General features: G+C 39.6%; 20 protein-coding genes and 1 pseudogene. 11 read left to right on the top strand and 10 right to left on the bottom strand.

Annotation, left to right across the window (positions count from 1 at the left end):
• From CV014_RS26515 to CV014_RS26505, 3 genes and pseudogenes are all read right to left on the bottom strand, one after another.
• Window positions 1–695, bottom strand: a pseudogene (locus CV014_RS26515) (BREX system ATP-binding domain-containing protein); the annotation flags it as partial.
• Between the two features lie 161 nt (window positions 696–856).
• A complete protein-coding gene (locus tag CV014_RS26510; protein WP_236144754.1) occupies window positions 857–2122 on the bottom strand; it encodes a tellurite resistance TerB C-terminal domain-containing protein in 1266 nt (421 codons plus the stop codon).
• A 174-nt stretch (window positions 2123–2296) separates the two neighbouring features.
• The gene (locus CV014_RS26505; RefSeq protein ID WP_236144753.1) at window positions 2297–3622 is read right to left on the bottom strand and encodes an ATP-binding protein; all 1326 of its coding nucleotides are present in this window, start codon (window positions 3620–3622) and stop codon (window positions 2297–2299) included.
• Window positions 3623–3787: 165 nt separating this feature from the next.
• Here CV014_RS26505 and CV014_RS26500 point away from each other — a divergent pair, with 165 nt between their 5' ends.
• Window positions 3788–4108 (top strand): TMEM14 family protein, encoded by a 321-nt coding sequence (locus tag CV014_RS26500; protein WP_236144752.1) that lies wholly within the window; start codon window positions 3788–3790, stop codon window positions 4106–4108.
• Window positions 4109–4147: 39 nt separating this feature from the next.
• Here the strand turns inward: CV014_RS26500 and CV014_RS26495 are convergent, their stop codons facing one another.
• On the bottom strand, window positions 4148–4327 hold the full coding sequence (locus CV014_RS26495; protein ID WP_236144751.1) for a hypothetical protein: 180 nt from the start codon (window positions 4325–4327) through the stop codon (window positions 4148–4150).
• Window positions 4328–5057: 730 nt separating this feature from the next.
• On the opposite strand from CV014_RS26495, the gene CV014_RS26490 reads away from it, so the two are divergent.
• The 3 genes from CV014_RS26490 (at window position 5058) to CV014_RS26480 (ending at window position 7973) form a co-directional block, all read left to right on the top strand.
• Window positions 5058–6296, top strand: a complete 1239-nt coding sequence (locus tag CV014_RS26490) for a phosphotransferase family protein (RefSeq protein WP_236144750.1) — start codon at window positions 5058–5060, stop codon at window positions 6294–6296.
• 88 nt (window positions 6297–6384) lie between these two features.
• Window positions 6385–7446 carry a T3SS effector HopA1 family protein gene (locus tag CV014_RS26485; protein ID WP_236144749.1) on the top strand — a complete coding sequence of 354 codons (1062 nt, stop codon included), beginning with the start codon at window positions 6385–6387 and terminating at the stop codon, window positions 7444–7446.
• A gap of 77 nt (window positions 7447–7523) precedes the next feature.
• Entirely contained in the window at window positions 7524–7973 is a 450-nt protein-coding gene (locus CV014_RS26480; RefSeq protein ID WP_236144748.1) for an acyl-CoA thioesterase, read from the top strand.
• A 21-nt stretch (window positions 7974–7994) separates the two neighbouring features.
• On the opposite strand, the gene CV014_RS26475 is transcribed toward CV014_RS26480, so the two are convergent.
• Genes CV014_RS26475 through menA form a run of 3 tightly spaced genes read right to left on the bottom strand, consistent with a single transcriptional unit; the run spans window position 7995 to window position 11365 of the window.
• Window positions 7995–9404, bottom strand: coding sequence for a 2-succinylbenzoate--CoA ligase (locus CV014_RS26475; RefSeq protein WP_236144755.1), 1410 nt, complete (start codon window positions 9402–9404; stop codon window positions 7995–7997).
• Window positions 9358–10407 (bottom strand): o-succinylbenzoate synthase, encoded by a 1050-nt coding sequence (locus tag CV014_RS26470; RefSeq protein WP_236144747.1) that lies wholly within the window; start codon window positions 10405–10407, stop codon window positions 9358–9360. Before CV014_RS26470 ends, CV014_RS26475 begins: the two co-directional genes overlap by 47 nt.
• A 52-nt stretch (window positions 10408–10459) precedes the next feature.
• Window positions 10460–11365: a 2-carboxy-1,4-naphthoquinone phytyltransferase gene (menA, locus tag CV014_RS26465; protein ID WP_236144746.1), complete on the bottom strand. Its 906-nt coding sequence runs from the start codon at window positions 11363–11365 to the stop codon at window positions 10460–10462.
• Window positions 11366–11711: 346 nt separating this feature from the next.
• Between menA and CV014_RS26460 the strand changes: the two genes are divergently transcribed.
• From CV014_RS26460 to CV014_RS26450, 3 genes are read left to right on the top strand one after another with little or no spacing between them, the layout of a single operon-like run.
• A complete protein-coding gene (locus CV014_RS26460; protein ID WP_236144745.1) occupies window positions 11712–13127 on the top strand; it encodes an isochorismate synthase in 1416 nt (471 codons plus the stop codon).
• 12 nt (window positions 13128–13139) lie between these two features.
• On the top strand, window positions 13140–13556 hold the full coding sequence (locus tag CV014_RS26455; RefSeq protein WP_236144744.1) for an element excision factor XisH family protein: 417 nt from the start codon (window positions 13140–13142) through the stop codon (window positions 13554–13556).
• The gene (locus CV014_RS26450; RefSeq protein WP_236144743.1) at window positions 13544–13879 is read left to right on the top strand and encodes a XisI protein; all 336 of its coding nucleotides are present in this window, start codon (window positions 13544–13546) and stop codon (window positions 13877–13879) included. Before CV014_RS26455 ends, CV014_RS26450 begins: the two co-directional genes overlap by 13 nt.
• 121 nt (window positions 13880–14000) lie before the next feature.
• Here CV014_RS26450 and CV014_RS26445 read toward each other — a convergent pair whose 3' ends face one another.
• Window positions 14001–14795, bottom strand: coding sequence for a hypothetical protein (locus CV014_RS26445; protein ID WP_236144742.1), 795 nt, complete (start codon window positions 14793–14795; stop codon window positions 14001–14003).
• A 248-nt stretch (window positions 14796–15043) separates the two neighbouring features.
• The gene (locus CV014_RS26440; RefSeq protein WP_236144741.1) at window positions 15044–16351 is read right to left on the bottom strand and encodes a glutamate-5-semialdehyde dehydrogenase; all 1308 of its coding nucleotides are present in this window, start codon (window positions 16349–16351) and stop codon (window positions 15044–15046) included.
• A gap of 438 nt (window positions 16352–16789) precedes the next feature.
• Here CV014_RS26440 and CV014_RS26435 point away from each other — a divergent pair, with 438 nt between their 5' ends.
• The 4 genes from CV014_RS26435 (at window position 16790) to CV014_RS26420 (ending at window position 20785) form a co-directional block, all read left to right on the top strand.
• Complete coding sequence (locus tag CV014_RS26435) at window positions 16790–17518, top strand: cation diffusion facilitator family transporter (RefSeq protein WP_236144740.1); 729 nt, start codon at window positions 16790–16792, stop codon at window positions 17516–17518.
• A complete protein-coding gene (locus CV014_RS26430; RefSeq protein WP_236144739.1) occupies window positions 17515–17721 on the top strand; it encodes a hypothetical protein in 207 nt (68 codons plus the stop codon). Before CV014_RS26435 ends, CV014_RS26430 begins: the two co-directional genes overlap by 4 nt.
• A gap of 387 nt (window positions 17722–18108) precedes the next feature.
• Window positions 18109–20025 (top strand): alkaline phosphatase, encoded by a 1917-nt coding sequence (locus tag CV014_RS26425; protein ID WP_236144738.1) that lies wholly within the window; start codon window positions 18109–18111, stop codon window positions 20023–20025.
• Between the two features lie 268 nt (window positions 20026–20293).
• Window positions 20294–20785: a PEP-CTERM sorting domain-containing protein gene (locus CV014_RS26420; RefSeq protein WP_236144737.1), complete on the top strand. Its 492-nt coding sequence runs from the start codon at window positions 20294–20296 to the stop codon at window positions 20783–20785.
• Window positions 20786–20836: 51 nt separating this feature from the next.
• Here the strand turns inward: CV014_RS26420 and CV014_RS26415 are convergent, their stop codons facing one another.
• The gene (locus tag CV014_RS26415; protein ID WP_236144736.1) at window positions 20837–21748 is read right to left on the bottom strand and encodes an ATP adenylyltransferase family protein; all 912 of its coding nucleotides are present in this window, start codon (window positions 21746–21748) and stop codon (window positions 20837–20839) included.
• Between the last annotated feature and the right edge of the window lie 77 nt (window positions 21749–21825).

Raw genomic sequence — 21825 nt, 5'->3', positions numbered from 1 at the left:
GACGTAATCAAACCAGCTATCATCATCAATAATAACGCGGACTCCTAAAGCGGCTTTTGCTTCAATTTTGGTGTTAAATTCCCCTCTTAACCAACGCAGTGCGGCGTTTTTTAAGTCATCATTATCTAACCGATAACCACGCCAATAAGAAATAATGACTGTACCAAAATCAAAACCATGGACTAAATCTTCTATGTACTGAACAACTTCCCGAATTTTGGCTTCTACTTGGTCATCAAACCCTTCATCATGGGGATGTAAGTTAGTTTCTTTTGCTACTTCTTGTTGGATTTTATTAATCCACCCTTCTAATATTGAAACTAATGCTCCCCATCAGGACGAGTTTTTGTAGAGAGATGACTCATTAATTCTCGATAGGTAGCCAAGCCTTCATTGTTGCTTCCTGCTAGGCGACGTTCTGTAGATAAATCAGCATCAGCAACCACAAAACCTTGCTCAATAGCACGGTTACGGAGCATTTGCAGCATGAAGCTTTTACCAGAACCGTAGTTACCAATTATAAACCGAAATGCGGCGACACCTTCAGCAATATCATCAAGGTTTTGTAATAGGCTTTTAAGTTCTTTTTCTCGACCAACTGCTATGTGTTCAACTCCGACTCTGGGAACTACTCCCGCACCGAGAGAATTAATTAATGCAGTTGAAGTTTTTTTCGAGAGTTTGAGCTTTGCCATGTACTTTACTGTATTTAGATGTCAATGCCTATGATAACGATTATTTTACAACGTGTGATTGAACAAGGCAAAATTTAAAATTTAAAAGGCAAAATGCAGAAAAATAAAAATAAATTGTGGTGTGTCTTAATTCTAGAGTAAATTTTGTAATTTTTTACTTTTTAATTGGATGAGGCGTGTCTAGCCATGAGGTTTTCATACAGGTCGATCATTTGGGTGACATGATGGATATATTCTGGGTCAATTTCTAGTTTATTTCCTGTGGTATCAATGATTAATTCACCGATGACATCAGTAGCTAGTTCATTTATAGCGTCAATTAATATATTAGGCATGGTAATGTTAGATTCGGCAATTTTTTTAATAGTTGGGTAGGGGTCTTCTTGTTCGGCTATAGCTTTTAATACTTGGAATTCATGCCCTGGCAATTGATTAAAAAATCTGTCCCATATTTCAGGTAAGTTATCGGATGTTTCTCCTGTTTCTAATAAGTCTGCAAAGGGAAAAATTTCAATATTCTCCTCTTGTGAATTTTCAGAGATGGGTTCTTGGTTAAATGTTTCTATTTGCTGGAGTAGTTCCCAAACTTGGTTTTGTAGTAAGTCTCGTTCTTGTTGCAGTAGGGAGATTTCATTTTTTAATTGCTGTAATTGCTCTTGTTGTTGGAACTTTTGGGATTGTAAGGAATTGATGGTGGCTGTGACATCATTTTTCTCAGTTGTTGTGGCTTGGAGTAACTGATTTTGCTGATTTTTTTCTGACTCTAATTTTTGAATTTCTAAGCGCAATTCATACAGTTTTTCTTCTAGCTGCGGTTTAATTCTACCGAGTAGTGTGATATTACTGTCTATTTCTTGTTTTTCTTGTCTGAGTTCTTGGATGTGGGTTTGCAACTGATTAATTTCTGCGTGAAAGGCATTGTAATTAGATTCTAGACGGCGTTTTTCTGAGATGAGTGCCGATATGGAATGCTGTAAATCCGACTGATTTTTTTCTAAATTTTGAATCTCGGTTTTTAGGTTAGTGACTTCTGTTTCTATTTGCTTTCTTTGGGAAGCAAAGTTACCTAATTCTCGGTGTAAACTATCTCTTTGGTTACGACATTCGAGAATGTGATTTTGTAGTTGCTTGGTTTCGTTGTAAAGTAAATTACGATGGGCTTCTATTTGCTCAATTTCTTTAACTACGCGAAATTTTAATCCCTCGGTTTCTTTAATGCGTTTGCGAAAGGAAGCTAAAACTAGCAGTTCATGGGTTCTGCGTCGCTTATCGACAAATAAGGCTGCGGCATAGGTAGCAACTACGGTAATTGCCCCTGTGAGGAAAGCTTGGTTAAAATCCCATTTGGGGACTAGACTCAGACCAAAGCTGACACTAAAGGCAACGATACCTAATATAAATCGATTGCTGAACATGGATGACTGCATAGGGCTGGGTTGGGGATCGGGGACTGGGGATTGGGGACTGGGGATTGGGTTTACTCAAGATTTAGGATTTAGCATTGGCTAACGCTGCGCTATGCTAACAGCACTTTTAAGGCGGATAGGTGATGGTAGATTGGCGAATGGCTGTAATTGTATTGGCGTTGAGTTGATAAATTCTCAATTTTGGTTTTTTGGATTTCCTCCCAAAAGTGATAGTTCTGCTTTGAGAAAATCGATAAATTGTCTTGCTGTTCTTCCAGAACGTCCATTATGGCGTGTAGCCCATTGTAAGGCTTGAAATTCTAAATCCTGCTGGGGGATGTCAATTCCAGATTGGGCGGCAAGATGTTGAATAATTTGTAAATATGTGTTTTGATCGGCGGATTCAAAGGTTAAGGTTAAACCAAAGCGATCGCTAAAGGAAAGTTTCTCTTGCATGGTATCCCAAGCATGGACTTCTTCGTTTTGTTTGGGTGTTGGTCTATCGGCGAAGAACTCCCGAATGAGGTGACGACGGTTAGATGTAGCATACACAACTACGTTTTGTGGTCTAGCTGTTAAATTACCTTCTAGCACTACTTTTAAAGCTTTAAATGCGTCATCGTCTTCTTCAAAGGATAAATCATCGACAAAGATGATAAATTTCTGGGGCAAGTCGCGCAAATGTTCGACAATGGTGGGTAAATCCTGCAATTGTGATTTTGTCACTTCTAATAAACGCAGGTGGCGATGACTATATTCATTTAACAAGGCCTTGACTAAGGAAGACTTACCTGCACCACGAGTCCCATAAAGTAATACGTGCAGTGCGGCTTCTCCAGCTAATAAAAATTCTGTATTTTTAATTAATGTATCTTTTTGTGACTCATACCCAACTAGGTAATGTAACTTCACGGGATCAGGGTGAGGAATGCCGATAAATTCACCTGCTTGCCAACGCAAGGCACGATATTGGGCAAATAAGCCTGTACCACATTGGCGATAGTGATTTGCTAACTCTTCTACTAAGTCTGCCCAATTATCACAATGGTGCAGAGACGATACTAACCCTGTGGCGGTTGCTTCTGGTTCAACGTACCACACCACAGGAGACACCGCTAAATGCCCTACACCTTGTACCCATTCACTCAAAATTGCACTACTGCATTCATACAAACTCTGTAATATTTGTAAATCATGCTGGGCGGCGATGACTAAAGCTTGGGGTAAGTCCTCAAAATCTCGTTTTTGGGCGAGTTGAGTGAAGGGATTTTCCGCCATGAGAATTTGAGTGATGAGGTAGTCTTCCCAAGTTTGCTGTTGATTTGCAAGGGCGTGAAAATAACTACCATAGGCTTGCAAACAACCTCTTGCATCAGCATCGGTGTAGCGAATGGCTTGTAACAACTCCAAAAAGGCAATTCCTACTTCATCTTGCAGGACTGATTGATAAAGTAAAAGTGACGCAGCTTGGCGTTGGAGGAGTTGAACCTGGGCATAGGAAGAAGAACTTGCCGTGGGCATAGCTGAGTTATCCGTCAATCAAAGGAATTCAAAATTCAAAATGAAGAACTGAGCATTTTTAAGGATGACTGTATATAGATTAAATGTAGAACAGCTTAAATTTAGCTGATGGTTAATTTTCTGCTGGACTGGGTAGCAAAGGCAAAATCTACATAAGGGTTAACCATGAATTCAAGTATAATTGCTGCGATCGCCTATGGTGTGTTGGCGATGGTTGGTGGCATTATTGGTTACTTTCAAGCTCATAGTCAAGTTTCTCTCTTCAGTGGTTTAGTTAGCGGTTTTATACTACTTTTAGCTGCCTACTTACAATTACAAGGACAAGCCTGGGCTTTGATTCTAGCAACTTGCGTTACGGCTGTTTTAGTTGTTTTCTTTGCTTTGAGACTAGCTAAAACACGTAAATTCATGCCAGCAGGCCTCATGACTATTTTAGGGATGTTGGCACTGACAGTTATGGTAAATCAACTTGTGACTGTCAGGTAGCAATTGTTGACATTGTTATAGTACATCCATATTGGTTTATCAGACAATTATGGTGTATCGGGCATGGGGCATTGGGCAAGCAGGAAGTGTGGGAGGGGTGGGAGGGGTGGGAGGTGTGGGAAGAAATCTTTCCCCCACACTCCCCCATCTTCCCAGTCCCCAATCCCCAGTCACCAATCCCCAATACCCAGTCCCCAATTTTGTATTCAAAGTAACCATTTACACTCACTGCAACTGGATGATGAATATTTTTCAGGAAAAATATCCGGTTGTAGCAACTTGGCGGTGATAGATAAAAATAATAGTCTGCCTCTAGTAGAGAAGCAACGTTACCCTTCTAAGACAAAATACTCTTTTTGAAATACGCAACTAATAGTGTTTACTGACATCTACCTAGAGACAGTTTTTGTAGTAGATGATGACTCAATTACACAAGAATAATAAATTTGAAAATATATAAATAAATCTTTTTAAGCATTTATTATAAATAAAGTAATTATGTAAAATAAAATACAAAAAACATATAAGTATAAAGTATAATTTGATGACTACCACAATAATTTATCCTTGATATTCAAGTCTAATGGTCTTAAAATAGCCAGAAACGAGTATTGCTAACAATGTAGTATTTATGACCTAAAAAAGATAGTTATTGCTCAATAATTATTGTTTACAATTCAATTAATTCAACAAAATACTATTTATTGATTTCTAGCAACCAGCGTATTTTCCATAAAGATTCAATAGGGAAAATATCAAAAAATAAAGCAAAAATAAAGCGAATTATTGCCATTTTGGCAGGTGAGAAACTAACAAATAAGATATTAATGGAATAGATTGAAAAACATTAATATATGAATACTTGTTGTTATCTACCCTAATTGCTGAAGTAAAAGTCAGCCCGATATTTAGAGATTTACGGCGGTTTTACTAACTAGGAAATCATTTTATGTTATCACCACTTTCTGCTCGTAATGTTATCCGGTATCTACAAATTAGAGGTCTGTGTGGCTTGGTAAATGGCAGTTTCGAGACTGTGAGAGAACTAAAAGCTAATCAGAAGAATCAGAATTTAGTGGTGAATTTAGATGATAATCTTCAACTCCTAGTCAAGCAAGAACAAAATATTAAAAGTGATGGAACTCCCCATGAATTATTTAATGAATGGTTGTTTCAACAACTGCTGCAACAATTTCCCGTCTTAGGTAATATTTCTGCGATCGCGCCCTTAGTGCTACATTTTGATGAAGAAAATTCCATCCTAGTGCGTAGTTATCTCAGCGAATACCTAGATTTAAGTAATTTTTATCAACAAAACAATATTTTCCCCATAGAAATCGCCTCAGCAATTGGCACAACATTAGCAGCCCTCCATCGCGCTACTTTCCAACGCAAGGAATACCGCGATTTTATGGCGACTGCCCCCGCCGGACAATTTCGCTATAGCTTTTACAACCCAGCCCAAGGGATAGATTCCATTACACCAGAAATTTTTGGTCAAGTTAACAACCAATCATTACAGTTTTATACACTTTATCAACGTTATGAAAGTTTAGAAGCGGCTATTGCTGATTTAGCCTATGAATGGAATCCTTGCTGTTTGACACACAATGATTTGCATCTGCACAATGTTCTCATTCATTCCCGATGGGATCAATTAGATAACTGTTTAATTAGATTAATTGATTGGGAAGCCTGCGGATGGGGAGATCCCGCCTTTGACTTGGGTAACATCATAGCTAGTTATTTAAAACTTTGGCTTTCTAGCTTAGTGATAGACCCAACTTTACAATTAGAAGAATCTCTACAATTAGCCATTACTCCTTTAGAGGATATCCAACCTTCCTTGGTAGCTTTGTTACAAGCTTATCTTGATGCTTTCCCGATGATTTTGGAATATAGTAGTGATTTTTTAATCAGGGTTATGAAATTTACCGGATTAGCATTAATTCACCAGATTCAAGACAGTATTCATAATTGCCACAACTTTGATAATTCTGATATTTATAAGTTAGAGCTAGCTAAAAATATTCTGACTATGCCAGAAAAATCTATAGTTAGCATCTTAGGAACTCAGGAATCAGAAATTATCAGTTCCGTAACAAAGATGAATAAAGTCACTCAACCAGAAAAAGAAAAGCAATTAGTGCGGTTATATTACGAAAAAACTCGGTTGCGTGGTTGCTAAACCAGACAAGAGGAAGGTGATAAAAATAGTATCTATTTTCCTTTGTGATCGGGCGTTTGATGAATGTTAACTTAACTCTGCTGGAAAAATGATAAATTCATTGAGAGATATTGCTGCCAATATCCACATTGAGCCAAACTTTTGTATATATCATCCTAACTATCAGCCCTTTGCTTTGCCAACAAAAGTAGCAGATAGATTTCAACAAAATTCGCCTGATCTACAATATAAATATCTCAATTTATTATTAAGAAATTTTCTTTACGGTATCTATTACAACGGTGCGCTGCAAAACAGTTTAGCTGTTGATGGTAGTAATAATAATTATCAAGTACCTCACAATTTAGCCACTAATTCGGTTGTTGATATTGACTGGGAATTTTACGAACAACTGCAAGCCAATAATCATGGTAAAGGTTATTTTGATCCCAGTTGGGAAGTGCTGCGAAAAGAACCAGATGGTAGTATGGCAGTGGCTAAAGATGGGTTAACTTTATATATTGAGCCTGATTGTCATCTCAAACCAGGAAGAAAATCTGCCCAAGTCGGGGAATCAGTCGCAATTTGGATGCCGAATAATCGCTTGCAAAATGGCTATTATTTAGCTGTGAGTGATGTAGGACAACAGCAAGGGAATCCAGATGTCAATTTAGGCAGTGGGAGAATCTATTTTAATTTTAGTGCAGATGGTGCGATCGCGCTGATGGATAGTCTCACCCAGCAACTCAACGCCCACACTATTCCTTTTACCTTTCAAGTGCTTTATAACCCCAGTGCCTATGAACGTTATGATGCTGGGGTACTCTACTTTGAGAGTCACGACTATCCAGCGATTCACAAAATTTTGCAATTTGTTTACCAAGAAAATCAAGCTTATTTCCGCCCAGAAATCCCCTTATTTACCAAATTTCTAGCACCAGGTTTAGGGTTAGCAGAAGAACCAACTCAAAAATTTACCGCACAAGAAAGTTTTGGGATGAATCGTTGTCAAATCTTAGCAAATGCGTTGCTAGATGCTTGGCAAACAGGTAAAAATGCTGTGGAAGAAAGAATGAAAGCTATTCAGCAACATTTTCAAGATCATGCCATTGATTTACAGCGTCCCTACCTCAACCCTACTTCTCAAGATATATATTCACCCATCAAGTAATTTGTATTGACGTTGCAGTAGAATTAACCATGAGAGCAGGCTTAATACCTGCTATTTTTTATTGTTGAAATTTATTTATGTCTTTTAGTTATCATCGCACTGTTCGCTTTCAAGATACAGATGCAGCAGGTGTAGTCTACTTCGCCAATCTCCTGAGTATTTGTCACGAAGCCTATGAGGAATCCCTGAACAAATCAGGAATCAATCTTAAAGACTTTTTTACTCACCCTCAAGTGGGTTTCCCCATAGTTCACGCTAACGTTGATTTTTTGCGTCCTATATTTTGTGGAGACAAATTATTAGTAAATTTAATGCCCCAAAAAATCGGGACAGAAAAGTTTGAAATTAACTATGAAATTTTCTCATCTGAGGTAGTAGTGGCTAAGGCAATAACTCGCCACGTTTGTATTGATGCCAATACCCGCAATAAGCAAGCATTACCAACTAATATTATCCATTGGTTAGAAAGAAATCGCCGAGAAATAGAAGAAGCAGAAAGAAGAAAAGCGAGAGAAGTTATTTCATAACGTCATCAAGTCTGCCAGATGTCACAAATCTTCATCAACCTTATGGGTTCGCAAAAATTCTGTAGCTATTATTTGTAATGTTTGACGATTAATTTTACCTTGGGTGTTACGGGGTAAAGTTTCCAGAGGAATCCAGTGTTTAGGGATTTTAAATTTGCTGAGTTGATTTTTGAGTGCGGTTTTCATATCTTCCGTACTAATTTCTGAATTTTGAGGAACATAAATTGCTGTTAATGCTTGTCCCCAATCTTGATCAGGCACACCAATTACACACACATCATTAACCATTTGTGTTTGTAGGATAGCTGACTCGATTTCTATAGGATAAATGTTTTCTCCACCGGAGATAATTTTATCGCTATCACGTCCTACTATTTTTAAATAACCTTGTTCATCCAAACAGCCTAAATCATCTACAGCAAAATTATCTTGATCATGCCAAAAATTGGGGTAGTAACCCAGGGATAAAGACTTAGCTTGAATGGTGATATTGCCTATTTGATTAGCTGGTAAAACTTCTCCTTGATTGTTGCGAATCTTAACTTGAGCATGGGGGAGAATTTGACCACTACTAATCTTACCATTTAGAAAATCATCAGGTTTAAGTGTAACAATTTGAGAAGCTGTTTCTGTCATGCCATAGGTTGGTGCTAAACGGATACTGTGAAATTTAGCTTTTGCTAATAATTCCTCCCACGCAGGCGCACCACCTAAAAGAACAGTTTGGAATTTAGCTAGCCATGTAGTTAATTCTTGATTTTGTAGCAGTCTTTGTAATTGTGTCGGTACTAAAGATATAAAAAATTCTTGAGGATTAATTTGGTAATTGGGGGCTAGTTCTATTGATTTGAAGGAAAGAATCACGAGTTTACCACCAGTAATCACGGCACGCATAAATTGCATGAAACCGCTAACGTGATATAAGGGTAAAATACAAAATGAATTAATTTGTTTTAGCTGAAAATATTCTTGAAATCCCTGCACTGACGCTGTGAGAGTTTCCCAAGTGTGCATCGCAAATTTAATTTGTCCCGATGAACCACCGGTGGGAATCATGATTAGGGAATGGGGAATTGGGCATGGGGCATAGGGAATGGGGAATTGGGCATGGGAGAAGTTGGGTAAAGTTTCTGTGGCTAAGATAATGTCGGGTTTGACTAGGGTAAATACTTGATCCCATTCTTGTTTTCCCCAATCGGGATTACATAAAAAGACTTGACAGTTTGCTGCATGGGCAGCGATGAAACTGGCTAAAAATTTGACTGGTTCGCGTTCAGCTATGATGATTTTTAATGGGTGATGAGGCTGAGATAATTGGGTGAGTTCGATATGAATTTTGGTAGCGATTCGCCGGAGTTCTTGGTTGTCTTCACCAATGAGCAAATCATGGTGAATTAGTTTTTGAAAAGAAATTTTGTAGCCAAGGTTCATATTCTGCTTGGGTAAAAAAGTGATTGATGCCAAAACCAACAGCCCTGTTTTTGTGAGATAATTCTGCTGCTAATTTGAGTGCAGCAAGTCTAGCGATCGCAGTTTCAAATACCGATGAAAATACTGCGTCAATTTCATGCTGTTGGCAAAATTTTCGCAGGCGTGAAGGATAACCCGCAATGGCTGGTTTAATCACAAATATTCCTCGCCAACCTTGTTCATAACAAGTCTTCAATTGTTGGAGTGTGGCGACGGATTCATCTAGGGCGATCGCAGTGTCATAAGATTGACTCAATGCCACCATCTGAAAAAAATCTGTTACAGCTAACGGTTGTTCAATAAATTCAATTTCAACCTGGGATTGGGGATGTTTTCGCAAATGATCACAAGTTTCTAACCATAATTGTGCCTGTTCATAATTCAAGCCACCGTTAGCATCTAAACGCAGTTTGGCAGAGTTGGGTAAAGCTTGTGTCAGTAAATCAAATATTTGTAGTTCCTGACTAATATCATCTACGCCAATTTTCCATTTAAACGTGCGATATCCTTCCCGCCAAAGAGTTTGCCATTGATTTAACGCTGCTTCCCCGGCGGGGAGTAAGGCACTGTATTGGGAATGGGGCATTGGGAATGGGGCATTGGGAATAGGGCATTGGGAATGAGAAATAGAGTCTACCTTGTCCCCAGTTCCCAGTCCCCAATCCCCAGTCCCCAGTCCCTCAAATGCTGATTCAAAGCCAAATTGACAAGCGGGTAAATTATCGGGGATAGAGAAAATTGTTGTGGCTGTAATTTCTGGGGGGAGTTGGTGACAGAAATCTAAAGCTTGTTCGAGAGTTTCCGAACCAAACCAACTAATGGGTGCGATTTCGCCCCAGCCGACATTCCCATTGACATCACACAGCCGGAGAATAATGGCTTCGCGAGTATCCCAAATGCCGTGACTAGTAACCAGCGATCGCGCAAATTTCCGAGATATTGTACGAAATTCAAATTGGTACATAGTGTTGGAAACTGCGTAATAACTTCACCCTTGCCCCCTGCCCTCTACCTTCTCAAAACCCTGCGATCGCAAATCCTACACCTAATAACAAGCAACTCCAAAAATGTACGGCTACGGCGATGAATTTACAATTGCTGACTTTTTCGGGGTAGTCATGATTTTCTTGGACATGGCGACACAATTTGAAGGCGTAGGGAAGACTTAGCCAGCTAAGAAACGTCCACACGGGGAAAATTCCCAATAATACAAACAGTGCGGTGAATGGGTAAATGCTAGCTGTAAACCAAGTCAGGACTTTCGCACCTCTGGCTGTACCTAAACGCACAATGGGCGATTTTTTACCGGCGGCGATGTCGTCTTTAACTTGGTGAAAGTGTGAGCAATATAAAATCAAACTGGTGACAATCCCTACAATAATGGAAACAGCTAAACCAGTGAATGACCAAGTTTTGGTTTGACTGTAGTAGGCGGCAGTGATACCCAAAGGCCCAAAGGCAAAAAAGCAAAGAATTTCACCTAAACCTTGGTATCCTAGACGGAAGGGCGGCCCTTGGTACATATAGCCTAAACAGCAGCATAGGAGAATTATGCCGATGACTGTGGGATCTTGTTGCCAAATGGCGATCGCTAATATCCCCAACAAACCTGCTATTAAACACAGGTTTCCCAACCAAAATACTAAATTCTTCTTACCAGTTAAATTCACCAGCGAGTGGTGTTTATTTATATCAATACCTGTCTCTGCATCAAACACATCATTACTGATATTTTCCCATGCCAGAATTAAAATTGCGGCTAAAACAAAAGTAGAAAATATTCCTACATTAAAACTTTTAGTCTCTGCAAATGCTACAGACGTTCCAACCCAAATTGGCATAATAGCCACGCTGTACATCGGCGGTTTAATTGCCGCCATCCATAATTTACTCTTGGGACGGGAAATTTGTTTTGTAGTCATCAGTCCTGATTATTTAAACTATCAAGAATTTACTCATAATTTATTTAGTCTGAGTGATACGTAATATACTTTCTCTTTAGTTCAGTGTATTAATTGAAAGTTAGCTATCTACTCACTCAAGAACTGAGTAATATGTTACAACTCTTTAACCTCCAGGTGGCAAATTTTACATTTTTTTATTGGTAGACAAAGAATCAGCCTCCCTGATCAGGGTTGGGGAACACCAAAAACAAAGCAAGTCATACTCTGGTGAAATGGTGACTGAATATGCTACCTGTAGAAATACGACCATGTTTAATTACACTTTAGGAAGATAACTTAAAAAAAATTTACTATTTCTAGATTTATGACAGTTTCACCATGTCGTAGTAGCTTTGCTGTAAAACAAAAAGACCTCTACCAATTTTTGTCAGATGTTCAAGAAAATTGCCTCAAAAATAATTGTGGGCAAATTGTCAGCATTTCTCTATCAATTGATTTGGTAGATCCTTTGATAGTATTAGATAAATTAGCGCAAGCAAATGAAATAAATTTTTACTTTGAGAATAAAAGCAAAGGCGAGGCGATCGCAGCTATCGACGCGGTGAAGAAAATCCAGATTAATGGTAAAGACAGATTTCATCAAGCTGAGTATTTTATTCAATCTCACCTGAAAAACATCATGACGTTTGGTGAGACAAACGCAGATTTTACAGGCCCGCACTTTTTTTGCTACTTTAGCTTTTTTGATCAACACTATACAGATGATTACCCTTTTCCTGCGGCGACAGTTTTCTTACCACGTTGGCAAATTTCTGTCAAAGATGAGCAATGTAATTTAGTAATTAATACTGTTATCAATGATAATTTTAATATTCAGTTATTTTTACAGAAAATTAGCCATAAAATAGAAAATATCCGTTCTTTAAAGCATCATACGCCCACAAAAGATTATTTTCCTGCAATTTTCACCCACAAGCCCGTCAAAAACACAGAAACTTTTAAAAGTTCTGTAATATCAGTCTTAGAAAAAATTAACTCTAGTCATCTGAGCAAGATTGTTTTAGCAGATGTTTTAGATGTAAATTCCAATCAGAATTTTAATTTATTTAATTCCTTAAATAATCTGCGAAAAACTCACCCTAATTGTTATATCTTTTCTACCAGTAACGGCAAAGGACAAAGTTTTATTGGTGCGAGTCCCGAAAGATTAATTAGTATTCATCATCAACAATTAATTACTGACGCATTGGCGGGTTCTGCACCCAGAGGGAAAACTCCAGCAGAAGATGCAGCTAATGCAAATCGCCTACTTAACAGCGAAAAAGAAAGACATGAACATTTACTTGTCATGAATTTCATTACTCAACGCCTCACACAGTTAGGTTTATTACCCCAAGTTTTAGCACCACGCCTGAGACAATTATCTAACATTCAGCACCTCTGGACACCAATTAGAGCGATTGTTCCGGCTAATGTGCATCCTTTAAAAATTGTTGCCCAATTACACCCTACACCAGCCGTCGCCGGTGCAGCTAGAGATGTCGCCTGTGCAGAGATTCGCCATTATGAAAACTTTGAAAGAGGTTTATATGCTGCGCCTTTAGGTTGGGTAGACTCCCAAGGTAACTGTGAATTTATTGTGGGTATTCGTTCGGCTCTAATTGACGGCGATCGCGCTAGACTTTACGCTGGTGCTGGTATCGTCGCCGGTTCTGATCCTGAACGCGAATTTGCAGAAGTGCAACTCAAGCTTCAGGCTTTGTTAAAGGCTTTAGTTTAAATACAATCTACTATGCCCGCTAAAGATAGATATCACGATGCTGTCAGAAAAGCCCTAGAAAAAGATAACTGGCAAATTACCAATGATCCATTTATTTTAAGATGGGGTACAAGAGATTTATATGTTGATTTAGGTGCAGAAAAGCTAATAGCAGCAGAAAAAAGCGGAGAAAAAATTGCAGTAGAAGTTAAAAGCTTTATTGGCACTTCTCCAGTAGCTGACTTAGAAAATGCTTTGGGTCAATATATTTTATACTACGATATTCTTAGTCGTTTAGAACCGGAGCGTTGTTTGTATCTTGCTATTCGACAGGAAACTTATTCGGAGTTGTTTCAAGAACCAATAGGTAAAATATTGATAGAAAATCAACGGCTTTGTTTACTCATATTTAATTCAGAACTAGAGGTAATCACTGAATGGATACCTTAACTAATTACAGCCAAATTATCCGCACAATATTAACCGAATACTCTCAACTTCCTTATGCTTACGGACAACTAGAAAGACAGCTAATTATTGATGAAAACGCTAACCATTATTTACTCCTCACACTAGGATGGGAAAATAAACAACGTGTACATGGTTGTCTGATTCACATCGATATTATCAATGATAAGGTTTGGATTCAAAGAGACGGTACTGAAACCGGAATTGCGAATGAACTTGTCAGTGCTGGTATTCCGAAAGATAAAATTGTTCTAGCTTTTCACCCAGTTAACGTCAGACAGTATACTGACTTTGCGATCGCTTAGTAACTTCGAGATAAAAAATATTCAAAATTTAGGGTGCATCAGCATGAATCATTTTCGAGTACAAGCAGTTACTCTCACATTGACACAGCCTACCTAACTGATAAATAACATATCTTAGTGATTAAATATCAACTATTTGGCGGATATTTTTTTCAATCTCCATGTATTTTTGGTGACTAGAACCACCACTATGTAACAGCAGACTTTCCCCTGATTTAAGTATAAGATTGAGTTTGTAGGTGATTTCCACTTTACCAGTTTTTCTATTGCGCGAACTACTCTTTTGCTCTACACGAATGTCAAAAATGTTAATATTTTCTCCACATTGCATTCTCTCACCAAGTATACCCTTTCTCCTAATCAAGAACTCTCCACTGGCTTTGTCAAAGCTACACATAATATCATCTGTAAATATGGAATATATACCATAAATCAATAATAATCCTCCAATTAGGTACATTGCTATTGTTTCATCTATAACGTTTTTAACCTGTAACTTAGATGCTTGAGGACGATTAATAAAATCATTTATTTGGTTAACTAAACTAGATATATCTTCTCTATCATTACTACTAGTAAAATGTATATTCCCACTTTTAGTTAGGAGATTAAGATTGTACTGAACTCTTCTGCCGCTACGCACTCTATAATTTTTAATCTCTAAATTAGCTCCCTTTAACTCATTCATTACTACCGTCTTTCGTGTCTTTGTTCCCCATTTATCTATCTCTTGAATTCGGCAAATTCCCCCATTTACATTTTTGTCCCTATTGCAATTAAAACTATGTATGGTTTTACCGGCGTATAATACAGGAATAGCAATTCCCAGAGATGTAATAATACTGCCAATTATCCAATTTTTTAAAGCTGAACTATGTATGGTGAGTTTATTAGGAGTGTATTCTATAATTCTCATAAATATGCTACTTGAACAGCATTTTTTCAGTTTTAGCAAGTAGCTTTTTCAGAGACAATGATAATTATACTTACAGGACTTACGCAAAGAGGTTATCTGTTAAGAAGGGGTGTAAGGGTATGAGGGTACGGGGGTGTAAGGGTTATAAACAGCTACACCCTCACACCCCTATACCCTCACCCAATGTTTGGCAGACTAATAGCTTTCCACCCAATTAACGTGAGACAGAATGCTGGATTTGCTGAGATTTACTCTAAATCTCTATGAGTAAAGGCCTTAGCATTTGCGCCGGTGTAGGTAGCAACAATATGTCCATCACCAGTTAATTGATATTTATATGTAACTAAACCTTCCAACCCAACAGGGCCACGGGGCGGCATTTGTTGAGTGCTAATCCCTACTTCCGCACCAAAACCATAACGGAAACCATCAGCAAAGCGAGTGGAACAATTATGAAAAACTCCGGCAGAATTAACTAGTCCAAAAAACGTTTCTACCGTTGCTAAATCTTCTGTGACAATCGCATCAGTATGACGAGAACCATATTCATTAATGTGAGCGATCGCAGCTTCTAAAGAGTCTACAACTTTCACCGCTAAAATCAAATCACTGTACTCTGTTTCCCAATCAGCATCAACGGCAGGGGCAATATCAGGTAATACTTCTAAAGTCCGTTGATCACCGCGTAATTCCACATCCACTGCTTGCAAAGCGGCGGCAACTTGCGGTAAAAATTCCGGTGCGATCGCTTGATGCACTAACATAGTTTCAATGGCATTACAAGCTGCCGCATATTGAATTTTGGCATCAACCGCAATCTGCACAGCCTTATTAATATCAGCCGCTTGATCTACATATAAATGACAAATCCCATCAGCGTGACCAAGTACAGGAATGCGAGTATTTTCTTGCACAAACCTGACAAAAGAATTAGAACCTCTAGGAATAATTAAATCTACATATTTATCTAACTTTAAAAGTTCTAAAGTTTCCTCTCTAGTTGTGAGTAATTGCACCACATCAGGACTCACATCTGTTGTTGATAAACCTTGTTTAATGGCTTTAACTATCGCCTCACAAGAGCGTACAGCTTCCTTCCCACATTTGAGAATCACACCATTACCAGATTTAATTGCCAACGAGACAATTTGAATTGCCGCCTCTGGACGCGCTTCAAAAATAATCCCCAACACACCCAAAGGACAAGTCACCCGCTTCAAAACCAAGCCGTTATCTAATTCTCGGTGAATCTGCACCTGTCCCACAGGATCAGCTAGCTTACCAACATCCCGCACCCCTGCGATCGCATCTCTTAACTTATGTTCATCCAACTGCAACCTTTTATAGAGAGGCTTGGCGATACCCGCAGCCGTCGCTGCTTCACAATCAGCAATATTCGCTGACACAATTTCATCCTTGGCTGATTCTAACGCTTGGGCAACAGAGGCGATCGCTTGATTTTTTGCCTCAGTCGAAAGAATCGCCAATTTACTAGCAGCTTGGCGGGTTTGTTGGGCAATAGTAGTCAGGGAAGAAGCAACTTGCAGAGTAGTCATGATTCAACAAAACAGTGATTGATAGCACAAAACTTCAGCTTTTCCCCATCCTATCCTTTTTGATGTAGGGTGCGTCAGTGCGAGGAAACCTTATTACACAACGAAAATATTCTTTCTGACACACCTCACTAAACTATTTTTTTCCCAAGACAAGATTCCTTTGACACCCAAAACCCTACGGCTTGGTGGGTTTTTCGGGCTGTTTCATCAGTAAGCTGGTATCAAAATGAAGATGATAACCATTTTAATTTTCGGTAAATACTGAAATTTTATCTCGTATTAAACTTCACTTACATAACTGTTAACCTTGTATCTGGTAGATTTTACCAGGAATGTACAGGTATTCAGGGATTTAGAATAGTGCTATCGGCACAAGGGCATTCAATGAAACGCTCAAAATTTGAGTCCAGCACCAATCAATTGAGAGAGTCAGTTGCAATGTCATCAACTCCAGCGCAACAGAAAGTGCAGGCTCTTTGGACTGCTTTAGTTTTATTGAGCGTTTTTTTCTGTATAGAACTAGGGGCGGGACTTTGGAGTCATAGCTTATCTCTGTTAGCAGATGCTGAACACATTTTTGCTGATGTAGCCGCATTAGGTTTAGCACTCATCGCAGCCTGGTTATCTCAATCTATATCCCAACGCAAGATCCTGGGACGCTATCGATTGGAAGTCCTAGCAGCCTTGATTAATGGACTGAGCCTAGCAGCAGTTGCGGGCTGGATCATTCAAGAAGCTCTGGTGCGTTTACAATCTCCTACCATAGAGATTCATGGTGTACCCATGTTAACAACTGCCCTAATTGGTTTACTTGTTAACGGTTTTAATGCCAAGTGTTTACACAGATGTAGTCACCATGACCTCAACATCAGAGGAGCTTTACTGCATTTGTTAGCGGATGTAGCCAGTTCTGTGGGGGCAGTTTTAGCGGCGATCGCCGTCATCTGGTTAAATTGGACTTGGGCGGATGGGGTGATTAGTTTAATTGTGGCGGTGCTGATAGCCACATTTGCTGCTTATTTAGTGATTCAAAGTGTGCAGTGTTTGCGCGGTCAAATTACAGACATCAACTGTAATTGTAATTTATCACCAGAAACTTGTATTGATGGCGATCGCCAGCAAGCAGAAAAGCTATTATTTCCCACTTTAGAGGAGCTAGTGCGATGATTTCATTACTGAAACGTCATTGGCGTGTATTAACTGGTTTTATCTTTGGTTTAATGGCAACGATCATATTTTCCTTCGCTACACCAAACCAACAACCAGTTACCGCTTCAGTACCAACTCAAAATCAGATTCAGGCACAATCTTTAGACTTCGGTCATCCAGACTTTTACTATAGCCACGAAGAACCCAATTTCTATCAATAATTAAGATTTAACCAAATACAATTATTCCCAAAAAAAGCAATATATCAAAACAGTGATGAGTGATACCAATTCAAAATTCAAAATTCAAAATTCAAAATGAATAAATCCATGTTTTGTAAGGGTTTATGAATTTGGCTTTGTTTCATGATTTTAGTGAATTGGTGTGACTATCACCGTCATTTCAAATTTCGTATTTAATACCAATTCACCTGAAGAGGCAGGGGGGAAGGAGGCAGGGAGAACAGCAAACGCTAAAAGCTTTGCTAAGTCTCACTGTTTGAAATTGGAATTGGTATCAGAATCGGTGTCGCACTCATTTAAATTATTCCCAGACATACTGCAATGATTTCATACTTAGAAAAGTACAGGCGAGTCCTATCACTCGCTATGACGAGCCTTTTTTGTGCCATTTTTTTGGTGTTTGGCAATCCCGGCATTGAATCTGCCTTAGCTGCTGGCAATGGTATTAACGTTATCATCATGATTGGTGATGGTATGGGCTGGAACATGGCTAGAACCGCAGCTTTAGCCAAAGGCGCGCCTTTTTATACTAGTGGGAAAGGCTCTGGTTTGAGCTTCCAAAATCTCGCAGGGTATGGATTGGTAACAACTTACGGCACAACCATTCAAGCCAGCACACCAGCTAATCCCACCAATCAAACACACTTCACTGGTAACTCGGCTTTAGATGGATCTAATTCCGTCACAGGCTCTAGTAATGTTCGCCCTGGTTTCTCCTTCCAACCCACTCCTTTGAATCCAGGCGATCGCGCCGATGGTAATAGCTCACAACCTGGCAACTTAGTTGGTTACGATGTCAGCCAAGGCGGCCCTGCTCCTTGGATTCCTTTATCTCCGGCTAATCCTGGTAGTTACAACAAAGAGTACATCAAATACAGCTATCCCGACTCTGCCAACACCGCCACAACTCTATACACTGGTGTGAAAAGCTATAACAACGCAATGGGGGTAGATGTATACGAGAAAAAATTGAAAACCATCTTGGAAATTGCCAAAGAACAGGGCAAAGCCACAGGATTAGTAACCTCTGTACCCATTACTCACGCTACACCAGGAGCAGCCGCTTCTTACGTTAACCGTCGTAGTAAATATGATAGTGTTTACGATCCCAACAAAACTAACCAAGACAGTATTTTGCAGCAGACATTGTTGGACTTCCAACCCAATGTGCTGTTAGGTGGTGGTCATCCCCTAGATATGCAAAATAGAACAGGTGTCAGTCCGGCTTATGACTATACATACATCACTAAGGACTCCTACGAATACCTGAAAAATAATCCAAGTCCTACATCCAATCGCTACGGTTACACCTTCTTAGAACGTGGGACAAACGCTACTCAAACCCTATTAAATACTGCTGCTAACGTTGACCCCAATCAAGGCGGTAAACTCTTTGGTTTATACGGCGCGCGTGGTCAAAACGGAAATCTTCCTACAAGTTCCTCTAAGGGTGACTACAGCACCACAGGTTTAGATAACTTCTCCATTTATAGCTCCGTTGTTAGGGGTGGAACTCCCGCTACCTGTCCATCAGGGAAAATCATTCCTGGTTCTATTAGTGAGTGTGTTCCGGTTTTAGACGCTAATGGTAATCCAGTTAGTGGCCCCAACCCAGATACAGTCCGTCCTCTAGCTCTGGGAGAAACAGACGCTAGTTTTGTTGCTAGAGAAATTAACGAAAACCCCACATTAGCTGATTTAACCAAAGCCGCTTTAAAGGTTCTGGGTAAAGATCAAGACGGCTTTTGGCTGATGGTAGAAGGTGGTGATATCGATTGGGCAGCCCATGACGACAACATGGATAACCTCATCGGTGCAGTCAATGACTTCGACAAAGCAGTTCAAGAAGTCATCACTTGGATTAATCAAAATGGTGGTTGGAGCAAGAATTTACTCATCGTCACAGCTGACCATGACCACTATCTAACTCTTAACAATGACTTTGTATCTAAGCTGACTCCTAACGCTAATCCTAATTTAGCTAGAGGCTTGAAGTACAACGCTAAAGAAGCCACCTACAACAAACACAATCCTCAAGAAGCTGGTCACTTCTGGGGTTCTGATCCTACTCAAAAATACCTTTGGGGCAGTCACACTAATCGTCCTGTACCGGTTTATTTCCAAGGAGCTTATTCTTCTGCTCTCACACGCTCCTTGGGACAGAGTGTGAATTTTACAGATAGCACTGGCAATACTTACACCGTTCCAGGTGTGAGGGGTGTAGTTGACCAAAGCCACATTTTCCAGGCGATGAAAACTGCTTTGACTAGCCAAGCTTCGTAAATATAGGGGTATAGGGGTATAGGGGGAAGAAGAGCAGCCTAACCTAAGCATTAGGTTAAAAGCACTGCTCCTTGGGGCAACCGAACCGTGTTGGACGGGGACTCAAACCCCACTCAAAACTTTCAACCTCTACAACCTTAAACCCTTAAACCCCTACACCCTTAAACCCCTACGCCCTTAAACCCTTAAACCCTTAAACCCCTACACCCTTACACCCCTACACCCTTACACCCCTAATGAAAAAATTCTTCTTTCACCAAGGAAAAAAATGATTAACTCCATCCTCAAAAAGCTAGCAGTTGCTACAGCCGGGACGACTCTCATGTTTACCTTGGGAGAAATGACACCCGCCCAAGCTGCAAACATCACCTATAATTTCTCTAACGCTGATCAGACTCTCACAGGCTATTTTTCCTTTGATCAAGCGGCGGCGGCTGATCAATTGGTAGAAGTTTCAGAAGGTTTAAAGATTTTTGCTAACTACAATGGCCTAACTTTTACGGAAGCTGATGATCCTATCGCCGCAGTTTTAACGGACTTTTCTGGCAACATTCCCAAGGGACAGGGATTAGGTTTGCAATATGTAGTGCCAAATCAATTTTCTGTATTTAGCGAGAATTTTCTCAATGCTGATGCAACTGCAACTCAATCTGTAAACTATACTCGTGTTCCAGAACCAGGTTCTCTGCTGGGTTTGTCGATTGTGGGACTGGGTTTATTTTGGGGTAGAAAGAAACAACTTTCTCAATTAATCAACTAAGTAACGCCAGGTTTAATGTTTTGTAGTTAGGATGAAAGTCCTGACTACAAACTATAATTTTTTTGCCACATTTTTCAGAATACTCATTGGGGTTTGATGTTTGAGAAGTTCCATTTCAGATGCGTTTCTCACCAGCATCGCACCGGCGAAGCCTAATGAGTTCACAGAAATTGATTGAAAATGTTCTTGCGATCGCGGTACGATGAGCATCCATTCTCGTGTTGCTAGTAAGTTATAAGCTCCCGATTGTCTATCACCATCAATTGCACCTAAACCTACAGCTTGTAGTGAGTTTTGATAAATCTCTAAAGTTGCCTTAGCACCTGTCAAGGGAGATTCTACCCACTCTGGATTTAACTTAGCAAAGCCGTGTATAAACGGTAATCCAGGAATAGTGCCAATTTCACCTGCAAATTTAGCCTCAGCTAGAAGCGGTTCTATAGGTGTTTTGATTCCTGAAGGGGTGAGGGGTAGGGGTACTAACTGTAAGTGTTTATGTCGTTGACTTGCGCCTGCATTTTTACCTGCGTTATAGAAAGCTAAACCATCCATCCCCGCTAAACAAGCCCACATAGCGGCAAAATCTGCCAGGGTGAGTAAGCTTTCTTGCTCTTCAAAAGCGCGGGTAATAATTAATAAGTGATAGTCAACGACGTTGAATTTATTCAATATACAGACATGAGTCTCTGAGATATCAGCGACAAATAAATCTTGTTCATAGGGTAAGAAGGGATTAAACTCTTTACCACCGGATTGGGTTTGCTTGTCTTGTTGTTTTTTAGCAGTATCTTTACGGACAAGATTAGATAAAATTCGCACCAAAAATTGCACCCCATCCTGTTCGACAAACTCAAATTCTGTCGGTATGGATAGCAGCGCACCGCATTCTAAAGCATGGTGCGTCTGTTTTTTCACGCTATCCCACAGTGTGCCAGGTTGCATTAAAATCTTTTCGTCAGGCATGGTTGAGTATGTTCACTTTATCCCCACTCACCAGATTTTAAGGTGAAATGTGACTCCACTCAGCTCTTACCTATAGA

Source organism: Nostoc sp. CMAA1605 (assembly GCF_021596505.1).
Taxonomy (GTDB): Bacteria; Cyanobacteriota; Cyanobacteriia; order Cyanobacteriales; family Nostocaceae; genus Trichormus.
The sequence above is the reverse complement of the archived record's forward strand: the minus strand, read 5'-3'. Positions and strand labels throughout refer to the sequence as shown.

Coding starts and splice junctions, on each gene's coding strand:
- CV014_RS26510 (WP_236144754.1), bottom strand. CDS start 2,122: ATGCAGTCATCCATGTTCAGCAATCGATTTATATTAGGTATCGTTGCC.
- CV014_RS26505 (WP_236144753.1), bottom strand. CDS start 3,622: ATGCCCACGGCAAGTTCTTCTTCCTATGCCCAGGTTCAACTCCTCCAA.
- CV014_RS26500 (WP_236144752.1), top strand. CDS start 3,788: ATGAATTCAAGTATAATTGCTGCGATCGCCTATGGTGTGTTGGCGATG.
- CV014_RS26495 (WP_236144751.1), bottom strand. CDS start 4,327: ATGGTTACTTTGAATACAAAATTGGGGACTGGGTATTGGGGATTGGTG.
- CV014_RS26490 (WP_236144750.1), top strand. CDS start 5,058: ATGTTATCACCACTTTCTGCTCGTAATGTTATCCGGTATCTACAAATT.
- CV014_RS26485 (WP_236144749.1), top strand. CDS start 6,385: ATGATAAATTCATTGAGAGATATTGCTGCCAATATCCACATTGAGCCA.
- CV014_RS26480 (WP_236144748.1), top strand. CDS start 7,524: ATGTCTTTTAGTTATCATCGCACTGTTCGCTTTCAAGATACAGATGCA.
- CV014_RS26475 (WP_236144755.1), bottom strand. CDS start 9,404: ATGAACCTTGGCTACAAAATTTCTTTTCAAAAACTAATTCACCATGAT.
- CV014_RS26470 (WP_236144747.1), bottom strand. CDS start 10,407: ATGTACCAATTTGAATTTCGTACAATATCTCGGAAATTTGCGCGATCG.
- menA (WP_236144746.1), bottom strand. CDS start 11,365: ATGACTACAAAACAAATTTCCCGTCCCAAGAGTAAATTATGGATGGCG.
- CV014_RS26460 (WP_236144745.1), top strand. CDS start 11,712: ATGACAGTTTCACCATGTCGTAGTAGCTTTGCTGTAAAACAAAAAGAC.
- CV014_RS26455 (WP_236144744.1), top strand. CDS start 13,140: ATGCCCGCTAAAGATAGATATCACGATGCTGTCAGAAAAGCCCTAGAA.
- CV014_RS26450 (WP_236144743.1), top strand. CDS start 13,544: ATGGATACCTTAACTAATTACAGCCAAATTATCCGCACAATATTAACC.
- CV014_RS26445 (WP_236144742.1), bottom strand. CDS start 14,795: ATGAGAATTATAGAATACACTCCTAATAAACTCACCATACATAGTTCA.
- CV014_RS26440 (WP_236144741.1), bottom strand. CDS start 16,351: ATGACTACTCTGCAAGTTGCTTCTTCCCTGACTACTATTGCCCAACAA.
- CV014_RS26435 (WP_236144740.1), top strand. CDS start 16,790: ATGTCATCAACTCCAGCGCAACAGAAAGTGCAGGCTCTTTGGACTGCT.
- CV014_RS26430 (WP_236144739.1), top strand. CDS start 17,515: ATGATTTCATTACTGAAACGTCATTGGCGTGTATTAACTGGTTTTATC.
- CV014_RS26425 (WP_236144738.1), top strand. CDS start 18,109: ATGACGAGCCTTTTTTGTGCCATTTTTTTGGTGTTTGGCAATCCCGGC.
- CV014_RS26420 (WP_236144737.1), top strand. CDS start 20,294: ATGATTAACTCCATCCTCAAAAAGCTAGCAGTTGCTACAGCCGGGACG.
- CV014_RS26415 (WP_236144736.1), bottom strand. CDS start 21,748: ATGCCTGACGAAAAGATTTTAATGCAACCTGGCACACTGTGGGATAGC.